Source organism: Sphingomonas rhizophila (genome assembly GCF_014396585.1).
Lineage (GTDB): Bacteria > Pseudomonadota > Alphaproteobacteria > Sphingomonadales > Sphingomonadaceae > Sphingomicrobium > Sphingomicrobium rhizophilum.
On the sequence record NZ_CP060717.1, the window covers coordinates 328,983 to 345,262 of the forward strand.

General features: G+C 65.4%; 12 protein-coding genes. 9 read left to right on the forward strand and 3 right to left on the reverse strand.

Annotated elements, in window-relative coordinates; all coding sequences use genetic code 11:
* Positions 1-282 precede the first annotated feature (282 nt).
* Entirely contained in the window at positions 283-444 is a 162-nt protein-coding gene (locus tag H9L12_RS14330; RefSeq protein WP_425506792.1) for a hypothetical protein, read from the forward strand.
* Here the strand turns inward: H9L12_RS14330 and H9L12_RS01550 are convergent.
* From H9L12_RS01550 to H9L12_RS01560, 3 genes are all read right to left on the reverse strand, one after another.
* A complete protein-coding gene (locus tag H9L12_RS01550) occupies positions 368-1,819 on the reverse strand; it encodes an alpha-amylase family glycosyl hydrolase (protein ID WP_187542340.1) in 1,452 nt (483 codons plus the stop codon). The genes H9L12_RS14330 and H9L12_RS01550 overlap by 77 nt on opposite strands.
* Positions 1,816-3,318: an MFS transporter gene (locus H9L12_RS01555; RefSeq protein WP_187542341.1), complete on the reverse strand. Its 1,503-nt coding sequence runs from the start codon at positions 3,316-3,318 to the stop codon at positions 1,816-1,818. Before H9L12_RS01555 ends, H9L12_RS01550 begins: the two co-directional genes overlap by 4 nt.
* Positions 3,319-3,424: 106 nt before the next feature.
* Positions 3,425-4,444, reverse strand: a complete 1,020-nt coding sequence (locus tag H9L12_RS01560) for a LacI family DNA-binding transcriptional regulator (RefSeq protein ID WP_187542342.1) — start codon at positions 4,442-4,444, stop codon at positions 3,425-3,427.
* Between the two features lie 192 nt (positions 4,445-4,636).
* On the opposite strand from H9L12_RS01560, the gene H9L12_RS01565 reads away from it, so the two are divergent.
* The 8 genes from H9L12_RS01565 (at position 4,637) to H9L12_RS13850 (ending at position 16,273) form a co-directional block, all read left to right on the forward strand.
* Positions 4,637-5,311, forward strand: coding sequence for a TonB-dependent receptor plug domain-containing protein (locus H9L12_RS01565; protein WP_187542343.1), 675 nt, complete (start codon positions 4,637-4,639; stop codon positions 5,309-5,311).
* Positions 5,212-7,536: a TonB-dependent receptor gene (locus H9L12_RS01570; protein WP_187542344.1), complete on the forward strand. Its 2,325-nt coding sequence runs from the start codon at positions 5,212-5,214 to the stop codon at positions 7,534-7,536. The genes H9L12_RS01565 and H9L12_RS01570 overlap by 100 nt, the downstream gene beginning before the upstream one ends.
* Positions 7,537-7,692: 156 nt before the next feature.
* A complete protein-coding gene (locus H9L12_RS01575) occupies positions 7,693-9,198 on the forward strand; it encodes a tryptophan halogenase family protein (RefSeq protein ID WP_187542345.1) in 1,506 nt (501 codons plus the stop codon).
* Positions 9,195-11,036 (forward strand): alpha-amylase family glycosyl hydrolase, encoded by a 1,842-nt coding sequence (locus tag H9L12_RS01580; protein WP_246450497.1) that lies wholly within the window; start codon positions 9,195-9,197, stop codon positions 11,034-11,036. Before H9L12_RS01575 ends, H9L12_RS01580 begins: the two co-directional genes overlap by 4 nt.
* Entirely contained in the window at positions 11,033-12,652 is a 1,620-nt protein-coding gene (locus tag H9L12_RS01585) for an alpha-amylase family glycosyl hydrolase (RefSeq protein WP_187542346.1), read from the forward strand. Before H9L12_RS01580 ends, H9L12_RS01585 begins: the two co-directional genes overlap by 4 nt.
* Positions 12,653-12,654: 2 nt before the next feature.
* Complete coding sequence (locus H9L12_RS01590) at positions 12,655-14,745, forward strand: glycoside hydrolase family 97 protein (RefSeq protein ID WP_187542347.1); 2,091 nt, start codon at positions 12,655-12,657, stop codon at positions 14,743-14,745.
* The gene (locus tag H9L12_RS13845; RefSeq protein ID WP_281399790.1) at positions 14,745-15,557 is read left to right on the forward strand and encodes an FAD-dependent oxidoreductase; all 813 of its coding nucleotides are present in this window, start codon (positions 14,745-14,747) and stop codon (positions 15,555-15,557) included. Before H9L12_RS01590 ends, H9L12_RS13845 begins: the two co-directional genes overlap by 1 nt.
* Positions 15,533-16,273: a tryptophan 7-halogenase gene (locus tag H9L12_RS13850; RefSeq protein WP_281399791.1), complete on the forward strand. Its 741-nt coding sequence runs from the start codon at positions 15,533-15,535 to the stop codon at positions 16,271-16,273. The genes H9L12_RS13845 and H9L12_RS13850 overlap by 25 nt, the downstream gene beginning before the upstream one ends.
* Positions 16,274-16,280: the final 7 nt, after the last annotated feature.

Consider the following 16,280-nt stretch of genomic DNA (forward strand, 5'->3'; position numbering starts at 1 on the left):
CAAGCCGCCGATTTCCTCGTCACCGACCCCCAACACCGGCGTTGATCCGACCCAGGGCGCGTCCGACGTAGTCGGCCCCGGCACCGGTGCGGGCGGCACGGGCACTGGCACCGGCAGCGGCGGATCGGGTAGTGGCAGCGGTGGCGGCGGCGGTGGAGGCAAGCCGACCGAAGTCAGCATCCTGCGCAAGGTCGACGGAAATGCCTACCCGCCGCCATCCGCTCGCGCTGGCCGCGCGGCGGGCGCATCTTCACCCGCCTTCGAATCTCGCCCGAGGGGCGGGTGGTCCAGTGCGACATCATGCGGTCGTTCGGCGACAGGAACGCCGACGACTGGACCTGCGCGCTGCTTCGTGACCGCGCGAGTTTCAAGCCGGCGACCGACGCCACCGGCAAGCCCATCGCCGCCTGGTTCGGCTACGTCCAGTCCGACCGGGAATTCTAGCGCGCGAGCAGGCGATAGCCCAAGCGGGAAGCTCGACCTTCATCCCGGCCTTGACCATCACCGGCTTGCCGCCGCGAAATTCGCGATAGGTTCCGGCCGCCTGTGCCGTGGTGAGTGTCGCCGTCACCGGCCTGGCGCTGAGGTTGAAAAGCCCGACGACCTGGTTTTTCCCCTGCGTCCGCACCCAGCTGAACAACTGCTTGGGCTGGTCATTGTCCAGCTTGACCATCCGCGCGCCCCATTGTCCGTTGCGAAGGGCGGGGTTGGCCTTGCGGAACGTGACAAGGTCGCGAAGCAACGGCCCCATCGCGCAGGCCTTGCCCTGCGACCAGTCGATTGGGTCGCGCTCGAAGAACTCCAGCCGCTTGGTGTTGCACGCCTCCATGCCGTTGTAGATCAGCGGCATTCCCTCGTTGGTGAAGGACAGCGCGGTCATCGCCGCCAGTGATGGTCCGAAATTCTCCTTCACGGACCCCTCCCACGAATTGCTGTCGTGGTTTTCGAGGTAGGTCATGCGCATCGCTTCACGCGGCCAGGCGGACTCGTTCTCGGCGTAATAGCCGTAGAGCGCGGTCGCATCGGCCTTGCCCTTGGCGATGTCCTTGACGCTGTTATGCCAGTCCCAGGCATAGACCGCATCGAACGCGTGGCGGGTCAGTTCCGGCGTTTTCCATTCGGCGAGCATGAAGACCGGGCGGATCTTCTCCAGCCGGGCCCGGGCCTTGTCCCAGAAATCGAGCGGAACGTAGCCGGCGACGTCGGCGCGGTAGCCGTCCACGCCCGCCTCGCGCACCCAATATTCCATGGCCTCGCCGACGTGTTCGCGGACGCCGGTCTTCGACCAGTCCAGGTCGATGATATCGGACCAGTCCCACCAGGGCGTCGGGCGGAAGTCGCCTTTCCAGTCTTTTTCGTACCAGTCGGGATGCTTGGTCGCGAGCGCATTGTCCCACGCCGTATGGTTGGCGACGAGGTCGAGGATGACGTGCATGCCCTGCGCGTGGGCGGCGTTCACGAAAGCCTTGAAGTCGGCGAGAGTCCCGAATTCCGGGTTCACCGCGTAATAGTCCTTCACCGAATAGGGCGAACCGAGCGTGCCCTTGCGGTTTTTCACGCCGATCGGGTGGATCGGCATCAGCCAGACGATGTCGACGCCCATCGCCTTCAGTCGCGGCAGCTGCGCCTGCGCGGCGCGGAAGGTGCCTTCCTTGGTGAACTGGCGCGTGTTGAGCTGGTAAAGGATCGCATTGTGCGACCAGGGCGCATTGTTGATCTGGCTGTAGGGCGTGGGCGCCCAATAGCCGGCAGGGGCGGGCGCGGCCGTCGCGGGGACGGCGGCGAGCGCGGCGGCGGCGGTCAACAGGGTGCGGATCATTGCGCCTTCTCCTCAACGCGAAGCATCGCCAGCGCGGCCAGCACCATCACGCCGGCTGCAAAGGCCATGGTGTAGATCGGCTGGTCGGGAAACAGCGCCTTCATGATCGACCCCATCACCGTCGCGACCAGCAATTGCGGCACGACCACGAACACGTTGAACAGGCCCATGAAGATGCCGAGCTTCTGCTGCGGCAGGTTCGAGGCGAGGATGGCGTAGGGCATGGCAAGGATCGACGCCCAGGCGATGCCGACGCCAATCTCGGCGATCAGCAGGTGCTGGGGGTCCTTGAACAGGAAGAAGCTGGCATATCCCGCGGCGCCGCACAGCAGGCCAGCGATGTGGGTCCGCACCTTGCCGATGCGCCGCGCGAGGAACGGCAGCAGCGTCAGCGCGGCGATGGCGGCGACACCGTTGTAGGTGGCGAATAGCACACCGACCCAATTGGCACCGTCCTGATAGGCGGCGCTGTCGGCGTCGGCCGAGCCGAAGAAATATTGGGCGACGACCGGCGTGGTGTTGATCCACATGATGAACAGCGCGGACCAGCTGAAGAACTGCGCCAGCGCCAGTTTCTTCATCAGCGGCGGCATGCCGGAAAAGTCGCCGACGATGCTGGACAGCATGTTGGATGACCGGCCGCCTTTGGCCATGGTGATCCCGGCGATCGAGGCGATGCCGTAGGCGATCAGTAGGCCGCCAAGCAGGTAGACCTCCTTTTCGAGCGCATAGATTTCGGTCACCGCGACGACGACTGCACCGGCGGCGATCCACAGGACGCTGCTGGTCAGCGACCGCGAGGCGAGGGCGCGCAGCGTCTGCCCGCCGTCGACCTCTTCGCCGCCGTCGGCAAAGGCGCGCACCTCGTCCGGCGAATATTCCCTGGTCGTCAGGATGGTCCACATGACCGCCGCGAACAGGGCGACGCCGCCGGCCCAGAAGCTGTATCGAACCGTGTCCGGGATCTGGCCGGGCGCGGCCTCGTTGGCGACGCCCCAATGGTCGAGCAGGTAGGGAAAGATCGACCCGACAACCGCGCCCGCGCCGATGAAGGCGGTCTGCACGGCATAGCCGGCGGTGTGCTGGTCCTTGGGCAGCATGTCGCCGACGAAGGCGCGAAACGGCTCCATCGACACGTTGAGGCTAGCATCGAGCATCCACAGCAGCAGCGCCGCCATCAGCAGCGCCCCGGACAGCGGCATCAGGATCAGCGACAGCGCGGCAAGGATCGCACCGGCGAGGAAATAGGGGCGGCGGCGGCCAAGACGGCCGAGCCAGGTGCGGTCGCTCATATGGCCGATGATCGGCTGGACCAGCAGGCCGGTCAGCGGCGCCGCAACCCACAGCGCGGGGAGGTCATCGAGCGACGAGCCGAGCGTCTGGAAAATGCGGCTCATGTTTGAGTTCTGGAGCGCGAAGCCGATCTGAATCCCGAAGAAGCCGAACGAGATATTCCACAAACCCGCCCATGACTGGCGGGGCTTTGCCGTACTGGCCATGCCGCTCTCCCTGACCGGGTCTGTCGCCCGTTGTCGCGGAAGCTGGCAGAGGGCGTCGGGATGCACAACCGCGCTGCATTCGTATGCACGCGGGGATAGCGCGCGCCTAGCTGCTCTGGCGGACGATCAGCTGGACCGGAAGCAGGACGTCCTGGGCCACTTGGCCGGCGATGGTGGCGATCAAGGTTTCCACCAGCGTTTCGCCGGCTAGCCGCGTGTCCTGTGCAATAGTGGTCAGCGACGGTTCGGCCATGCGCGAGGCGGCGAGGTTGTCGAAGCCGACCACGGCGACGTCGCCCGGAGTGGTCCGCCCGGCGACATGAAGCGCGCGCATGGCGCCGATGGCGGTAAGGTCGCTGGCGGCAAAGATGGCGTCGAAGGACAGGCCCTTGGTGATCAGTTCCTCGACCGCCTGCCGTCCGCTCTCCTCGGTCGGATCGGCGTCGATGCGAAGGGCCTCGTCAAAGGACATGCCGGCATCGGTGAGCGCCTGGCGAAAGCCGCGATACCGGTCGCGAAATTCCGGCGAATTGTCCGACGCCCCGCCAAGGAAGGCGATGCGGCGACGGCCGCGTTCGACGAGGTGGCGCGCGGCAAGCACGCCGCCCTGGACGTTATCCGACCCGATGGTGTTGCCGACTTGGCCGGATCCCGGCGCGCCCCAGCGAACGAAGTGCGTTCCCTGCCGGACAAGCTGCTCGAGCCGAGGGCGGGCGACGGTATAGTCGCCATAGCCAAGCAGGATGATCCCGTCGGCCTTGCGGCTGTCTTCGTAATCGACATGCCAGTCGCCCGACAGCTGCTGGAAGCTGATCAACAAGTCGAATCCCGCGCGCGCGCATGCACGAGTCATCGGCCCCAGCATGGCGAGGTAGAACGGGTTGATGAGGCTCTCGTCGGGGGTCGGGTCCTCGAAGAAGAGCAGCGCCAGCGTCCGCGAATGCTGTCGCCGAAGGCCCGACGCGTTCTTGTCGACCGTGTAGTGGAGCTGGCGGGCAGCGGCGAGGACGCGCTTGCGGGTCTCCTCGCTGACCGACGGATTACCCGACAGGGCGCGCGACACTGTCGGCTGCGATACGCCCGCGAGCGCCGCGATATCGAACGATGTTGGTCGGCGCTGCGACATGCGTGACGCGAAAACCCTTGCGTTGCCTTTGGGCCACGCCCGGCCCGTAACCACTTCGTACTGGAGGTGAATACGTATGTATAGCGGCGTCGGCTGGCTGACAGAAGCCGACAATCCCAGCATGGTGACACAAGACCGTAATAACGGCTGACGGCGCACGGGAAACGCGCCTCACGGAGGGGAAACATCATAATGACCAAGCTGTTTGAGCGCTCGCTCTTCACCACCACGGCCAGCCCGGTGGTCCTCGGCCTCGCGCTCGCCATGGCGACGCCCGCCTACGCGCAGGACACGCAGACCGCCGACGAACAGGCCGCCGCCGCTGCCGCCGCGGAAGCGTCCGCCGAAGCGCAGGCCGCCTCGGCCGAGGCGCAGGCCGCCAGCGCCGCAGCGCAGGACGCGAGCGAAGGCCAGGAAGTTATCGTTCAGGGCTTCCGCGCTTCGCTGCAGAACGCGGTGAACGCGAAGAAGCGGGAAGACCAGATCGTCGAATCGGTTAGTGCCGAAGACATCGGCAAGCTGCCGGACAACTCGATCGCGGAATCGATTGCCCGCCTGCCGGGCCTCGCCGCCCAGCGTACGCAAGGCCGCGCCAGCATCATCTCGATCCGCGGCTTCGGTCCGGACTTCTCGGTGACGACGCTAAATGGCCGCGAACAGACGACGACCAACGACAGCCGCTCGGTCGAGTTCGACCAGTTCCCGTCGGAAGTCATGAGCCAGGTGCTCATCTACAAGAGCCGGCGGCCGATCTCGTCCCGCAGGGCATGGTCGGGACGATCGACCTTCGCACCGTTCGCCCGCTCGACCAGCGCAAGAGCGTGCTCGCCGTCGGCGGCCGCGCCACCTATGTCGGCGACAAGCTGATGCCCGATGCGAAGAACAAGGGCTGGCGCGCGTTCGCGACCTACATCGACCAGTTTGCTGACGACACGGTCGGCATCGCCCTGTCGGCGAGCTACACGGACGAGCCATACCAGACCAAGGATTTCCAGGCCTGGGGTTTCGGTGGCTATGACGCCGACACCAAGAAGCCGGACGGCATCAAGCAGTGGTTCGAAGCCAGCTCGCTGAAGCGGCTCGGCCTCTCGGGCACGGTCCAGGCCAAGGTGTCCGACAACGTCATGATGACGTGGGACGCCTTCTATTCGAACTTCAAGGACTATGTGAACCAGCGCGGCATCGAATGGCCGGGCAACAATCTGGTCGGCACCGCGGAAGCCAACGGCCTGCTGACCGAAGGCACGTGGAACGACATCCACCCGATCATCGAAGGCTATGCCAACGACCGCAACGCCGATCTCTACTCTCTCGGCTGGAACACCAAGTGGGACGGTCACAACGGCTGGAAGGCCATGGCCGACGTCGCGTGGTCGCGCACCGACCGCACGGATCACCGCCTGGAATCGACGATCGGCACCGGTTACGCCGGCGCAGGTCCGAGCACGGACATCAGCTACGTTTGGGGCGACGAGGGTCCGGTGTTCAACCTGGACGGTCCGGTCGACTTCGGCGATCCGTCGCAGTTGGTCCTGACCGACACGCAAGGCTGGGGCTGGACCCGCGTGCAGGCCGGCTATGATGCGGTTCGCGAGACCCAGGACGACATCAAGCAGGCTCGTGCTGAACTCGAGCGCGAACTCGACGCGGGCTTCCTGAACTCGGTCAAGGCCGGCGTCAGCTTCGCCAATCGTTCGAAGGAACTGAAGGTCGCCGAAGGCTTCCTGGTTCCGGGCGGCACCGGCACCTGCCTGACGGGCAGCGGCACGGTCGCCAACACGCCGTGCGAAATCGCCATTCCTTCGGACGCGATCGTCGGTTCGTTCGATTTCATGCGTGGTATCGGACCGATCCTGGCCTACGATCCGCGCGACCTCGTTGCCAGCGGCACGCTGGTCTACGATCCGAACCTGTCGAACGACGTCCTGAAGCGCCCGTACAAGGTGACCGAAAAGGTCTGGACGCCGTATGTCATGGCAACGCTCAACGGCAATGCCGGCGACAGCGACCTCACCGGTAACATCGGCATCCAGGCGGTGCACACGTCGCAGTCCTCGGAAGGTTTCGCCTTCCCGAGCGGCGTTCAGACGAAGACCAAGGTCGGCACGAAGTATTGGGAATTCCTGCCCAGCATGAACCTGGCACTTCGCCGGCCGGACGGCCTCGTGTTCCGTCTCGCCGCGTCACGCCAGATGATGCGCGCCCGCCTGCCCGACATGTCGTCGAACCTCGATTATGGAACCGACATCACCGACGGCTTCATCATCAAGGGCAGCGGCGGCAACCCGTACATCAAGCCGTACATGGCGAACGCGATCGACTTCAACGTCGAGAAGTATTTCGGCAGCAAGGGCTACATCTCGCTGCAGACCTACTTCAAGAAGATCACCCGCTACATCGCCAAGGGCTCGATCGAATTCGACTACAGCGACCTGCCGCCGCCGTCGGGCATCCCGCCCATCAGCAACATCGGCCGGTTGACGACCTTCGCCAACACCAAGGGCGGCAAGCTGTACGGCTTCGAACTGGCCGGAACGCTTCCGTTCGAAGTGTTCACGCCCGCGCTCGATGGCTTCGGCGTGACCGGTGGCCTCAGCTATTCGAAGACCAAGGTTCGTGACTTCGACGGCAACTTCACGCCCATCCCGGGTTATTCGAAGTGGGTCGGGAACGTGACGGCCTTCTACGAAAAGTACGGCTTCAATGCCCGCGCCAGCATGCGCTACCGCGATGGCTTCCGGGGCGAGTTCCGCGACTACAAGGGCGACGATTCGCCGCAATACGTGCTCGACGAGATGATCTTCGACGCGCAGGTTGGCTACGACTTCCCGTCGTCGTCGACGCTCGGCGGACTGTCGGTCTATCTCCAGGGCCAGAACCTGACCAACGAACGGCTTGCGACGGTCGACCAGAACGGATCGACCAACGACACGGCGTTCCTGCGGTACCAGACGTTCGGGCGGCGCTTCGTGGCCGGCTTCACCTACAAGTTCGGCATGCGCGACCGTGCGGAACCGGTAACGGCCGTGGTGGCGCCTCCCCGCCGTTGCCGCAACCGGTGCAGACGCAGACCTGCGCCGACGGGACGGTGATCGAGGCATCCGGCGTGTGCCCGGTCGTCCCGCCGCCGGCACCGGCTCCGTCGGGCGAACGCGGACTGTAATTGACGGGGAGGGCCGGCGCCGGTTGCGCCGGCCCTTCTTCGAAATCCGGCGCAATATTGCCCGGGCCCCGGTTATCAGTACGGGATGAGTGTGACCAAGACGCCCTCCATCGTCATCGCCGGCGGCGGATCCGCCGGTTGGATGGCCGCCGCCGCCCTGTCACGTTTCCTGGGAAACGCGGGCAAGATCACGCTCATCGAATCCGAAGCGATCGGAACGGTCGGCGTCGGCGAAGCGACCATCCCGCAAATCCATCATTTCAATAACGCCCTCGGCATTCCTGAGGCCGAGTTCCTCGAACAGACCAACGCTACCTTCAAGTTGGGCATCGAGTTCGTTGGCTGGCGCGATGCGGGCCATTCCTATTTCCACGGCTTCGGCCTGCTCGGCCGGGCGGTCGGGATCCTGCCGTTCCGCGACCTGTGGTTGAAGGGCAGGTTCGACGGCAGCGCCGAGGAGCTCGGCATCTACAACTTCAACGACGTTGCCGCGCGCGCCGGCCGGATGATCGGCCTTGGCCATTCCCCAAGCTCCGTCCGCGACCTCGTCTACGCCTATCATTTCGACGCGACGCTTTATGCCGCCTTCCTCCGCCGCATGGCCGAGGGTCGCGGGGTCGTGCGGATGGACGCGATGATCGAGGCGGTCGAACGCGACGAGGAGAGTGGCGACATCACCGCGCTGCGCCTCGACGGCGACCGCCGCGTCGAAGGCGACTTCTTCATCGATTGCACCGGCTTCCGCTCGCTGCTTCTGGGCGGTGCGCTGGGCGTGCCGTTCGAGGACTGGTCCCGGTGGCTGCCATGCAATCGCGCGCTGGCCGTGCCGTGCGAGCGGGTCGATCCGCTGCATCCGTACACCCGCTCGACGGCGCGCTCCGCCGGCTGGCAATGGCGAATCCCGCTGCAGCATCGGACCGGCAATGGCCATGTCTATTGCGCCGACTTCATTTCGGACGACGAGGCGGCCGCGACATTGCTCGCCAACCTCGACGGCAAGGCGCAGGCCGATCCCCGCCCGATCCGCTTCACGACCGGCCGGCGCGCGCAGGCCTGGTCGCACAATTGCCTGGCGTTGGGCCTGGCGGCGGGATTCATGGAACCGCTGGAATCGACCAGCCTCCACCTGATCCAGACCGCAGTGTCGCGCTTCCTGAAACTGATCCCCTCGTCCAACCGCGAGCATCGCGTGCGCGACACGTTCAATCGCCAGGTGGCGACAGAATGGGAGCAGATCCGCGACTTCCTGGTGCTGCACTATACCGTCAACCAGCGCACCGGCGAGCCGTTCTGGGATTATTGCCGGAACATGGAGTTGCCGGACACGCTCGCCGCCAAAATCGGCATGTTCGAAGAATCGGGTGCGGTGCTGAAGGACGAGGGCGAACTATTCACCGAAGAAGGCTGGACCCAGGTGATGGTCGGCCAGGGCATCGAGCCGCAATCCTACTCCGCGCTGGCGCGAGGCATCGACGAGGGCGAGCTTCGCCAGTTCCTGTCGAGTCTGGCCGAAGCCTATCGCCAGCGCGCGCAAGCACTTCCGACCCATGCGCAATGGATCGACCATGTAATGAAGGGGAAAGCCGCATGATGGGATCAAGCACGAAGCGCATCATCGCGGGCCTTGCCCTTGGCGCCGCCGTTGCCGGGTTCCTCGTCAACGGCGCGCGTGCCCAGGGGCCGGCGCTTGGCGACGTCCGTAACCGCTTGCCGGAAGACGAAGTGATCTACTTCGTGCTGCCTGACCGGTTCGAGAATGGCGACGCGTCGAACGACCGCGGCGGGCTTGGCGGCGACCGGCTGCTGCATGGATATGACCCGGCCGCGAAGGGCTATTTCCACGGCGGCGACCTCAAGGGGCTGACCAAGCGGCTCGGCTATCTGCAGGGAATGGGGATCACCGCGGTCTGGCTGACCCCGATCTTCAAGAACAAGGCGATCCAGGGTCCCAAGGGACAGGAAAGCGCGGGTTATCACGGTTACTGGATCACCGATTTCACGACGGTCGATCCGCACCTTGGCACCGACGCTGACTTCAAGGCGCTGGTCGATGCCGCCCACGCGCGTGGGATGAAGGTCTACATGGACATCATCGCCAACCACACGGCGGACGTCATCCAGTTCAAGGGCTGCCCGATCCAGGCGTGCAAATATCGCAGCCTGGCCGACTATCCCTACCAGCGGCGGGGCGGCGTCAAGGGCAAGCCGATCAACCCGGGTTTCCTCGGCGATGCCGACAAGTCGGCGGCCAATTTCGCACGGCTAACCAACCCGAATTTCGCCTATGAGGTCGAAATCCCGGCGGCCGAGAAATCGATCAAGGTCCCGGCCTGGCTCAACGATCCGATCTACTACCACAACCGCGGCAACAGCGATTTTCGTGCCGAGGACTCGACTTACGGCGACTTCTCCGGCCTCGACGATCTGGCGACGGAGCATCCGCGCGTCGTGCAGGGCATGATCGACATCTACGCGGGCTGGATCGACCGCTTCGGCATCGACGGCTTCCGCGTCGATACGCAGCGCCACGTCAATCCGGAATTCTGGGCCGTGTTCGCGCCGGCGATCATCGCTCACGCCAAGAAGCGCGGCATCCCCAACTTCACCATCTTCGGGGAGAATTTCACCGACAAGATGGACCCGGGCTTCACCGCCGTTCGCACCCGTGACGACAAAATGCCGAACGTCCTCGACTTCCCGTTCGCGCGGGCCATGCAGGACACGGCGGGCGGCAAGAACAAGCTGGACGAACTGCTCGACCTATTCGGCAAAGACCCGCTGTACGAAGGCGGAGAGCGCACGGCGCGGTCGAACCCGACCTTCCTCGGCAACCACGACATGGGCCGCTTCGCCCAGTTCGTCCGGCGCAATAATCCGGGTGCCAGCGCGGCGGAACTGCAGGCGCGGGTCGAGCTTGGCCACGCGATGCTGCTGACACTGCGCGGCGTGCCGACCATCTATTACGGCGACGAGCAGGGCTTCATTTCCGACGGCGGCGACCAGGAAGCGCGCGAGGACATGTTCGGTTCGAAGACCGCGATCTACAACGACAATGTCCTGCTCGGCACCAGCGCGACGACGGCAACGCCGCGTTTTGACGTGGCCCATCCGACCTATCGCCTGATCGCCGAACTGGCCCGGGTCCGCGCAGCGACTCCGGCGCTTCGCCGCGGCACCCAGGTCTCGCGCTATGCCGAGTTGGACTCGCCGGGGCTGTTCGCGGCATCGCGCTTCGACCCGGCGACGGGAAGGGAAGTGCTGCTGGCGTTCAACACCTCGGACAAGCCGGTCAGCCGCAACGTCGCCGTCGAAATCCGCTCGTCCGCCTTCTCGGCGCTGGCCGGCCAATGTTCGCCCAAGGCGATCGCGCCGGGCAGCGTGTCCGTCTCCCTCCCGCCGTTCGGCTTCGCGGTGTGCGCCGCTCGATGAGCACGCAGACAACCCTTCGCCCGGACAGCCCGGCCTCGACCGCGGAGCCGTGGTGGAAGGGCGCGGTCATCTACCAACTTTATATCCGCAGCTTCGCGGATTCGAACGGCGACGGCATCGGCGACCTGGCCGGCGCGACCGCCCGGCTCGATCATATCGCCAGGCTGGGGTGCGACGGGGTGTGGGTGACGCCATTCTATACCTCGCCGATGAAAGACTTCGGTTACGACGTTGCCGACTATCAGGGTGTCGATCCGATCTTCGGCACGATCGACGATTTCGACGCCTTCGTCACCCGCGCCCATGCGCTGGGATTGAAGGTGCTGATCGACTTGGTGTTCAGCCATTCCAGCGACCAGCACCCTTGGTTTCGCGAAAGCCGGTCGAGCCGCCACAATTCAAAGGCGGACTGGTACGTGTGGGCCGATCCCAAGGCCGATGGTTCACCGCCCAACAACTGGCAGTCGGTGTTCGGCGGGCCGTCATGGACGTGGGATGCCCGCCGCGAGCAATACTACCACCACAATTTCCTGAAGGATCAGCCGCAGCTCAACGGCCATCATCCCGCGGTGCAGAAGGCGCTGCTCGATGCCGCGCGCTTCTGGCTCGACCGCGGCGTCGACGGGTTCCGGCTCGACGCGCTCAATTTCACGATGCACGATCCGGCGCTGACCGATAATCCGCCGGTCGCGAACCCGGAAAAGCGCACGCGCCCGTTCGATTTCCAGCATCACATCCACAACCAGAGCCATTCGGACGTGGTGAAGTTCATCGAGCGGATCCAGGCGCTGCTCGACAGCTATCCCGGCCGCTTCAGCCTGGCCGAAGTCGGCGGCGAGCAGGCGTCGAGCGAGATGAAGACCTACACCGCTGGAGAGGGGCGGCTGAACAGCGCGTACGGCTTCGACTATCTCTACGCCGACCGGCTGACCCCCGACGTGGTTCGCGACACGATCCGCAACTGGCCTGGCGGCGCGGGCGAGGGGTGGCCAAGCTGGGCCTTTTCCAACCATGACGCGCCGCGCTTCGCCTCGCGCTGGTGGGAGGCCGATACCCGTCCGCAAATGGTCCGGGTCGCAATGCTTCTGCTGATGTGCCTGCGGGGCAACGCAATCCTCTACCAGGGCGAGGAACTGGGCCTGCCGCAGGCCAATATTCCGTTCGAAAAGCTGCGCGATCCGGAAGCGATCGCCAACTGGCCGCAGACGCTGGGCCGCGACGGGGCGCGCTCGCCCTTGCCATGGACCGAGGCTCCCGACGGCGGCTTCGGAAGTGCCGACCCATGGCTGCCGGTCGACCCCGCGCACCTGGCGCTGAGTGTCGAAAGCCAGGAGGACGATCCGTCATCGATTCTCCACTGGACGCGAAGGATGATCGCGCTTCGGCACGCGGAGCCTGCATTGCGGTGCGGGACGATCCGGCTGGTCGATTGCGATCCGCGCCTGTTGGCGTTCGAACGCGCGGCCGATGGCCAAGTCGTGCTGTGCCTGTTCAACCTTGGCGACGAGGCGGTGCCCGTGCCATCAGCGTCGGGCCAGGCGCTGGTGACGGCGGGCGAGCCTATCGTCGACGGGGTCTTGCCGCCCCATTCGGCGGCTATCATTCGAAAGGGATAAGCATGCGGCGATTGATCATGTTGATGGCGTTGGCGTCGACGCCCTCGCTGGCCTTCGCGCAACAGAGCGATGTCGCCCCGCAGCCGCAGACCGACGTGGCGCAGGCGACCCAAAGCGGCGCAATCGCTTCCGCGACCAGCCCGGACGGTCAGATCAAGGTCGAGTTGTCGCTCAACGGCGAAGGGCGGGCGGGCTATGCCGTCACCCGGGCCGGCCGGCCGGTCATCACCGAAAGTCACATGGGCTTCCTGTTGACCGATGCCCCGCAGTTGCTCCGCAACTTCCGGCTCGTTTCCTCGTCGACCAGCGACCATGACGACACGTGGCAGCAGCCCTGGGGCGAGTGGAAATCCATCCGCAACCACTATCGCCAGCTGACCGCGACGTTCGAGGAGAAGACCTCGCTGAAACGACGGATCACGGTGGAATTCCGGATCTTCAACGACGGTGTCGGCTTCCGCTACCTGTTCCCGGACCAGCCCAACCTCAAGACCGTCAACATCGCCGAGGAACTCACCCAGTTCGCGGTCGCGCAGGACGGCAAGGCGTGGTGGGCGCCCGCGTTCGAAAGCAACCGCGAAGAATATCTCAACGAGAATACCGCGATCAGCGGCATCGGCACCGGCCAGACCCCGCTGACGATGGTACTGGCAGACGGCACGCACCTGTCGATTCACGAAGCGGCGCTGGTCGACTATTCGGGGATGAACGTCGCGCGTTCGACGGGCACGCAGTTGAAGGCGGTGCTCACGCCGTCGTCGACCGGGGCGAAGGTCAGCCGCCTCGCGCCGTTCTCGACGCCCTGGCGGACCCTGCTCATCACCGGTGACGCGCCGTCGCTTTATCATGCGTCGAAGATCATCCTGAACCTCAACGAGCCCAACAAATTGGGCGACGTCAGCTGGTTCAAGCCAATGAAATATGCCGGCATCTGGTGGGGGATGCATCTCGACACGCAGAGCTGGAACAGCGGGCCGAAGCACGGCGCGACCACCGCCTATGCCAAGAAGATGATCGACTTCGCCGCCGCCAACAACATGAGCGGACTGCTGGTCGAGGGCTGGAATGTCGGCTGGGACGGCGACTGGTTCGCGACCGGATGGGACTTCAGCTTCACCAAGCCCTATCCGGACTTCGACATCCGCGAGGTCGCGGCCTACGGCAAGTCGAAGGGCGTGATGCTGATCGGGCATCATGAAACGTCAGCGAACATCGCCAATTACGAAGCGCAGATGGGCGCGGCCTTCGACCTCGACAAGTCGCTCGGCATCCATGCGGTAAAAACCGGCTATGTCTCGGACGCGGGTGGCGTGCAGGCGCGCGGCCCCGACGGCAAGATCCGCTTCGAATGGCACGAGGGCCAGGTCATGTCGCGCCACCACCTCAAGGTCGTGACCGAAGCGGCCAAGCGGCAGGTCGCGATCAATGCGCACGAACCGATCAAGGATACCGGCCTTCGCCGCACCTACCCGAACTGGATTTCCCGCGAAGGCCAGCGCGGGATGGAATACAACGCCTGGGGCGTGCCCAAGAACCCGCCGAAGTGGGAAAGCGAGATCTTCTTCGGCCGGATGCTCGGCGGGCCGTTCGATTTCACCCCTGGCGTGGTCAGCCTGAAGGGCCGCGGCGACACCGACATCCTGTCGACGCTGGCCAAGCAACTGGCGCTCTACCTCGTCATCTATTCCCCGGTGCAGATGGCGGCCGACCTTCCGGAAAACTACGAGAAGGAGCCGGTCGCGCTGGACTTCATTCGCCGGGTACCGGTGGATTGGGACGACACGCGCGTCCTTGGCGGCGCCGTGGGCGACAGCGTCGTCGTTGCGCGCCTGGCCAAGGGAACCCGCGACTGGTGGGTCGGCGGCGTCACCGACGAGAATGCGCGCGACCTTGCCGTCCCGCTTGCCTTCCTGCCGAAAGGTCAGCGCTTCACCGCGGAAATCTGGCGTGACGGACCGACCGCCAGCTTCGGCGCCAAGGGCCACGACATGGTCAAGGAAACCCGCACCGTGACCGCGGCCGACACGCTGACCCTGCGCGCGGCGCCGGGCGGGGGCTTCGCGCTGAAGCTGTCGCCGGCCCGCCGGAAATAGTGGCGGAGGCGACCGACACCGGCCCGCTGCCGCGACGGATCCTGATCCTCGGAGGCGGTACGGCCGGATGGATGGCGGCGTGCCGGTTCCAGCAGCACTGGGGCCCGCGCGGCGTTTCCGTCACGCTGGTTGAGAGCGCGGAGATCGGGATCATCGGCGTCGGGGAAGGATCGACCCCGCAGCTCAAATTCTTCTTCGACACGCTCGGCATTGCCGAGTCCGAGTGGATGCCGCGCTGCAACGCCACCTACAAGACGGGCATCGAGTTCGTCGGCTGGTCGGATGCGCCGGGATATGAACGCTACTTCCACCCCTTCCAGACCGACCTGGACCGTTTCACCGCGGGCAAGTTCTTCCGGCAGACGCAGGCGCGCCGGGGCGGACTGGACGTTGACGCCCATCCCGACCGCTATTTCGTCCCGACCGCTCTCGCCCGCGAGCGCAAGGCGCCGCTGACGCCGCCCAACTTTCCCTTCTTCGTCAGCTACGGCTACCACTTTGATGCCTATCTGGTCGGCGCCCATCTGCGAGAGATTGCGGCGAAGCTCGGTGTCGAGCGGGTCGAGGCCACCGTGGCTTCCGTCGATGTCGATGCCGGCGGACTGGTCGACGCGCTGGTGACCAGTGACGGACGCCGGCTCGAGGCGGACCTGTTCGTCGACGCCAGCGGGTTTCGGGCCACGATCATCGAAGGCGCGCTTCGGGAACGCTACCTCTCCTTCGCCGACAACCTGTTCAACGACAGCGCGGTGGTGCTGCCGACACCCGTCCCCGCCGCCGGCCCGAGGTGGCGACCCGTGCGACCGCGCTGAGCGCAGGATGGGCGTGGCACATCCCGCTGACCAACCGCAGCGGCAACGGCTATGTCTATTCGTCGCGCTTCATCGATGCGGAGGCCGCCGAGCGCGAGCTCCGCGCCCACACCGGAGTCGGCGACGAGGTCGAGGCGCGGCACCTCAAGATGCGCGTCGGCCGGATCGAGAACTGCTGGTCGGGTAACTGCCTGGCGATCGGCCTGGCCCAGGGTTTCGTCGAACCGCTGGAGGCGACCGCACTCCACGTCGTGCTGGCCACCGTCGAAGGGTTCATCGGCACGCTCCAGCGTGACGGCGTGACACCGGAATCGATCGCCGGTTTCAACGCCGACATCGCTGCGCGGATCGAGGGCATCCGCGATTACCTCGTCTGCCACTATCGCGCCGCCCGGCGGTCCGACAGCGACTATTGGCGTGCCGCGACCGGCCACGACCATCTGTCGGATAGCCTCAAATCAATCTTCACCAGCTGGTTCACCGGCGGCGACCTGGCAGAGGAGGTCGAGCGGCAGGGCATCGACCGGGTCTACACGCCGTTCAGCTGGCACTGCCTGCTGGCCGGCTATGGCAACTTCCCCGATCCCGCCAAGCTGGTTCGGCCGCCCGTCGACCCGGTCGACATGGCGGAGGTAGACCGCTTCGTCGCCGGGTGCGCCAGTAACTTCCCGAGCCACGCCGACGCGCTGGCACGGTTGGCGAATACGACTTCATGACGCTTTT

Coding starts and splice junctions, on each gene's coding strand:
- H9L12_RS01570 (WP_187542344.1), top strand. CDS start 5,212: ATGGTCGGGACGATCGACCTTCGCACCGTTCGCCCGCTCGACCAGCGC.
- H9L12_RS01580 (WP_246450497.1), top strand. CDS start 9,195: ATGATGGGATCAAGCACGAAGCGCATCATCGCGGGCCTTGCCCTTGGC.
- H9L12_RS01560 (WP_187542342.1), bottom strand. CDS start 4,444: ATGTCGCAGCGCCGACCAACATCGTTCGATATCGCGGCGCTCGCGGGC.
- H9L12_RS01555 (WP_187542341.1), bottom strand. CDS start 3,318: ATGGCCAGTACGGCAAAGCCCCGCCAGTCATGGGCGGGTTTGTGGAAT.
- H9L12_RS01550 (WP_187542340.1), bottom strand. CDS start 1,819: ATGATCCGCACCCTGTTGACCGCCGCCGCCGCGCTCGCCGCCGTCCCC.
- H9L12_RS01585 (WP_187542346.1), top strand. CDS start 11,033: ATGAGCACGCAGACAACCCTTCGCCCGGACAGCCCGGCCTCGACCGCG.
- H9L12_RS01565 (WP_187542343.1), top strand. CDS start 4,637: ATGACCAAGCTGTTTGAGCGCTCGCTCTTCACCACCACGGCCAGCCCG.
- H9L12_RS01590 (WP_187542347.1), top strand. CDS start 12,655: ATGCGGCGATTGATCATGTTGATGGCGTTGGCGTCGACGCCCTCGCTG.
- H9L12_RS01575 (WP_187542345.1), top strand. CDS start 7,693: ATGAGTGTGACCAAGACGCCCTCCATCGTCATCGCCGGCGGCGGATCC.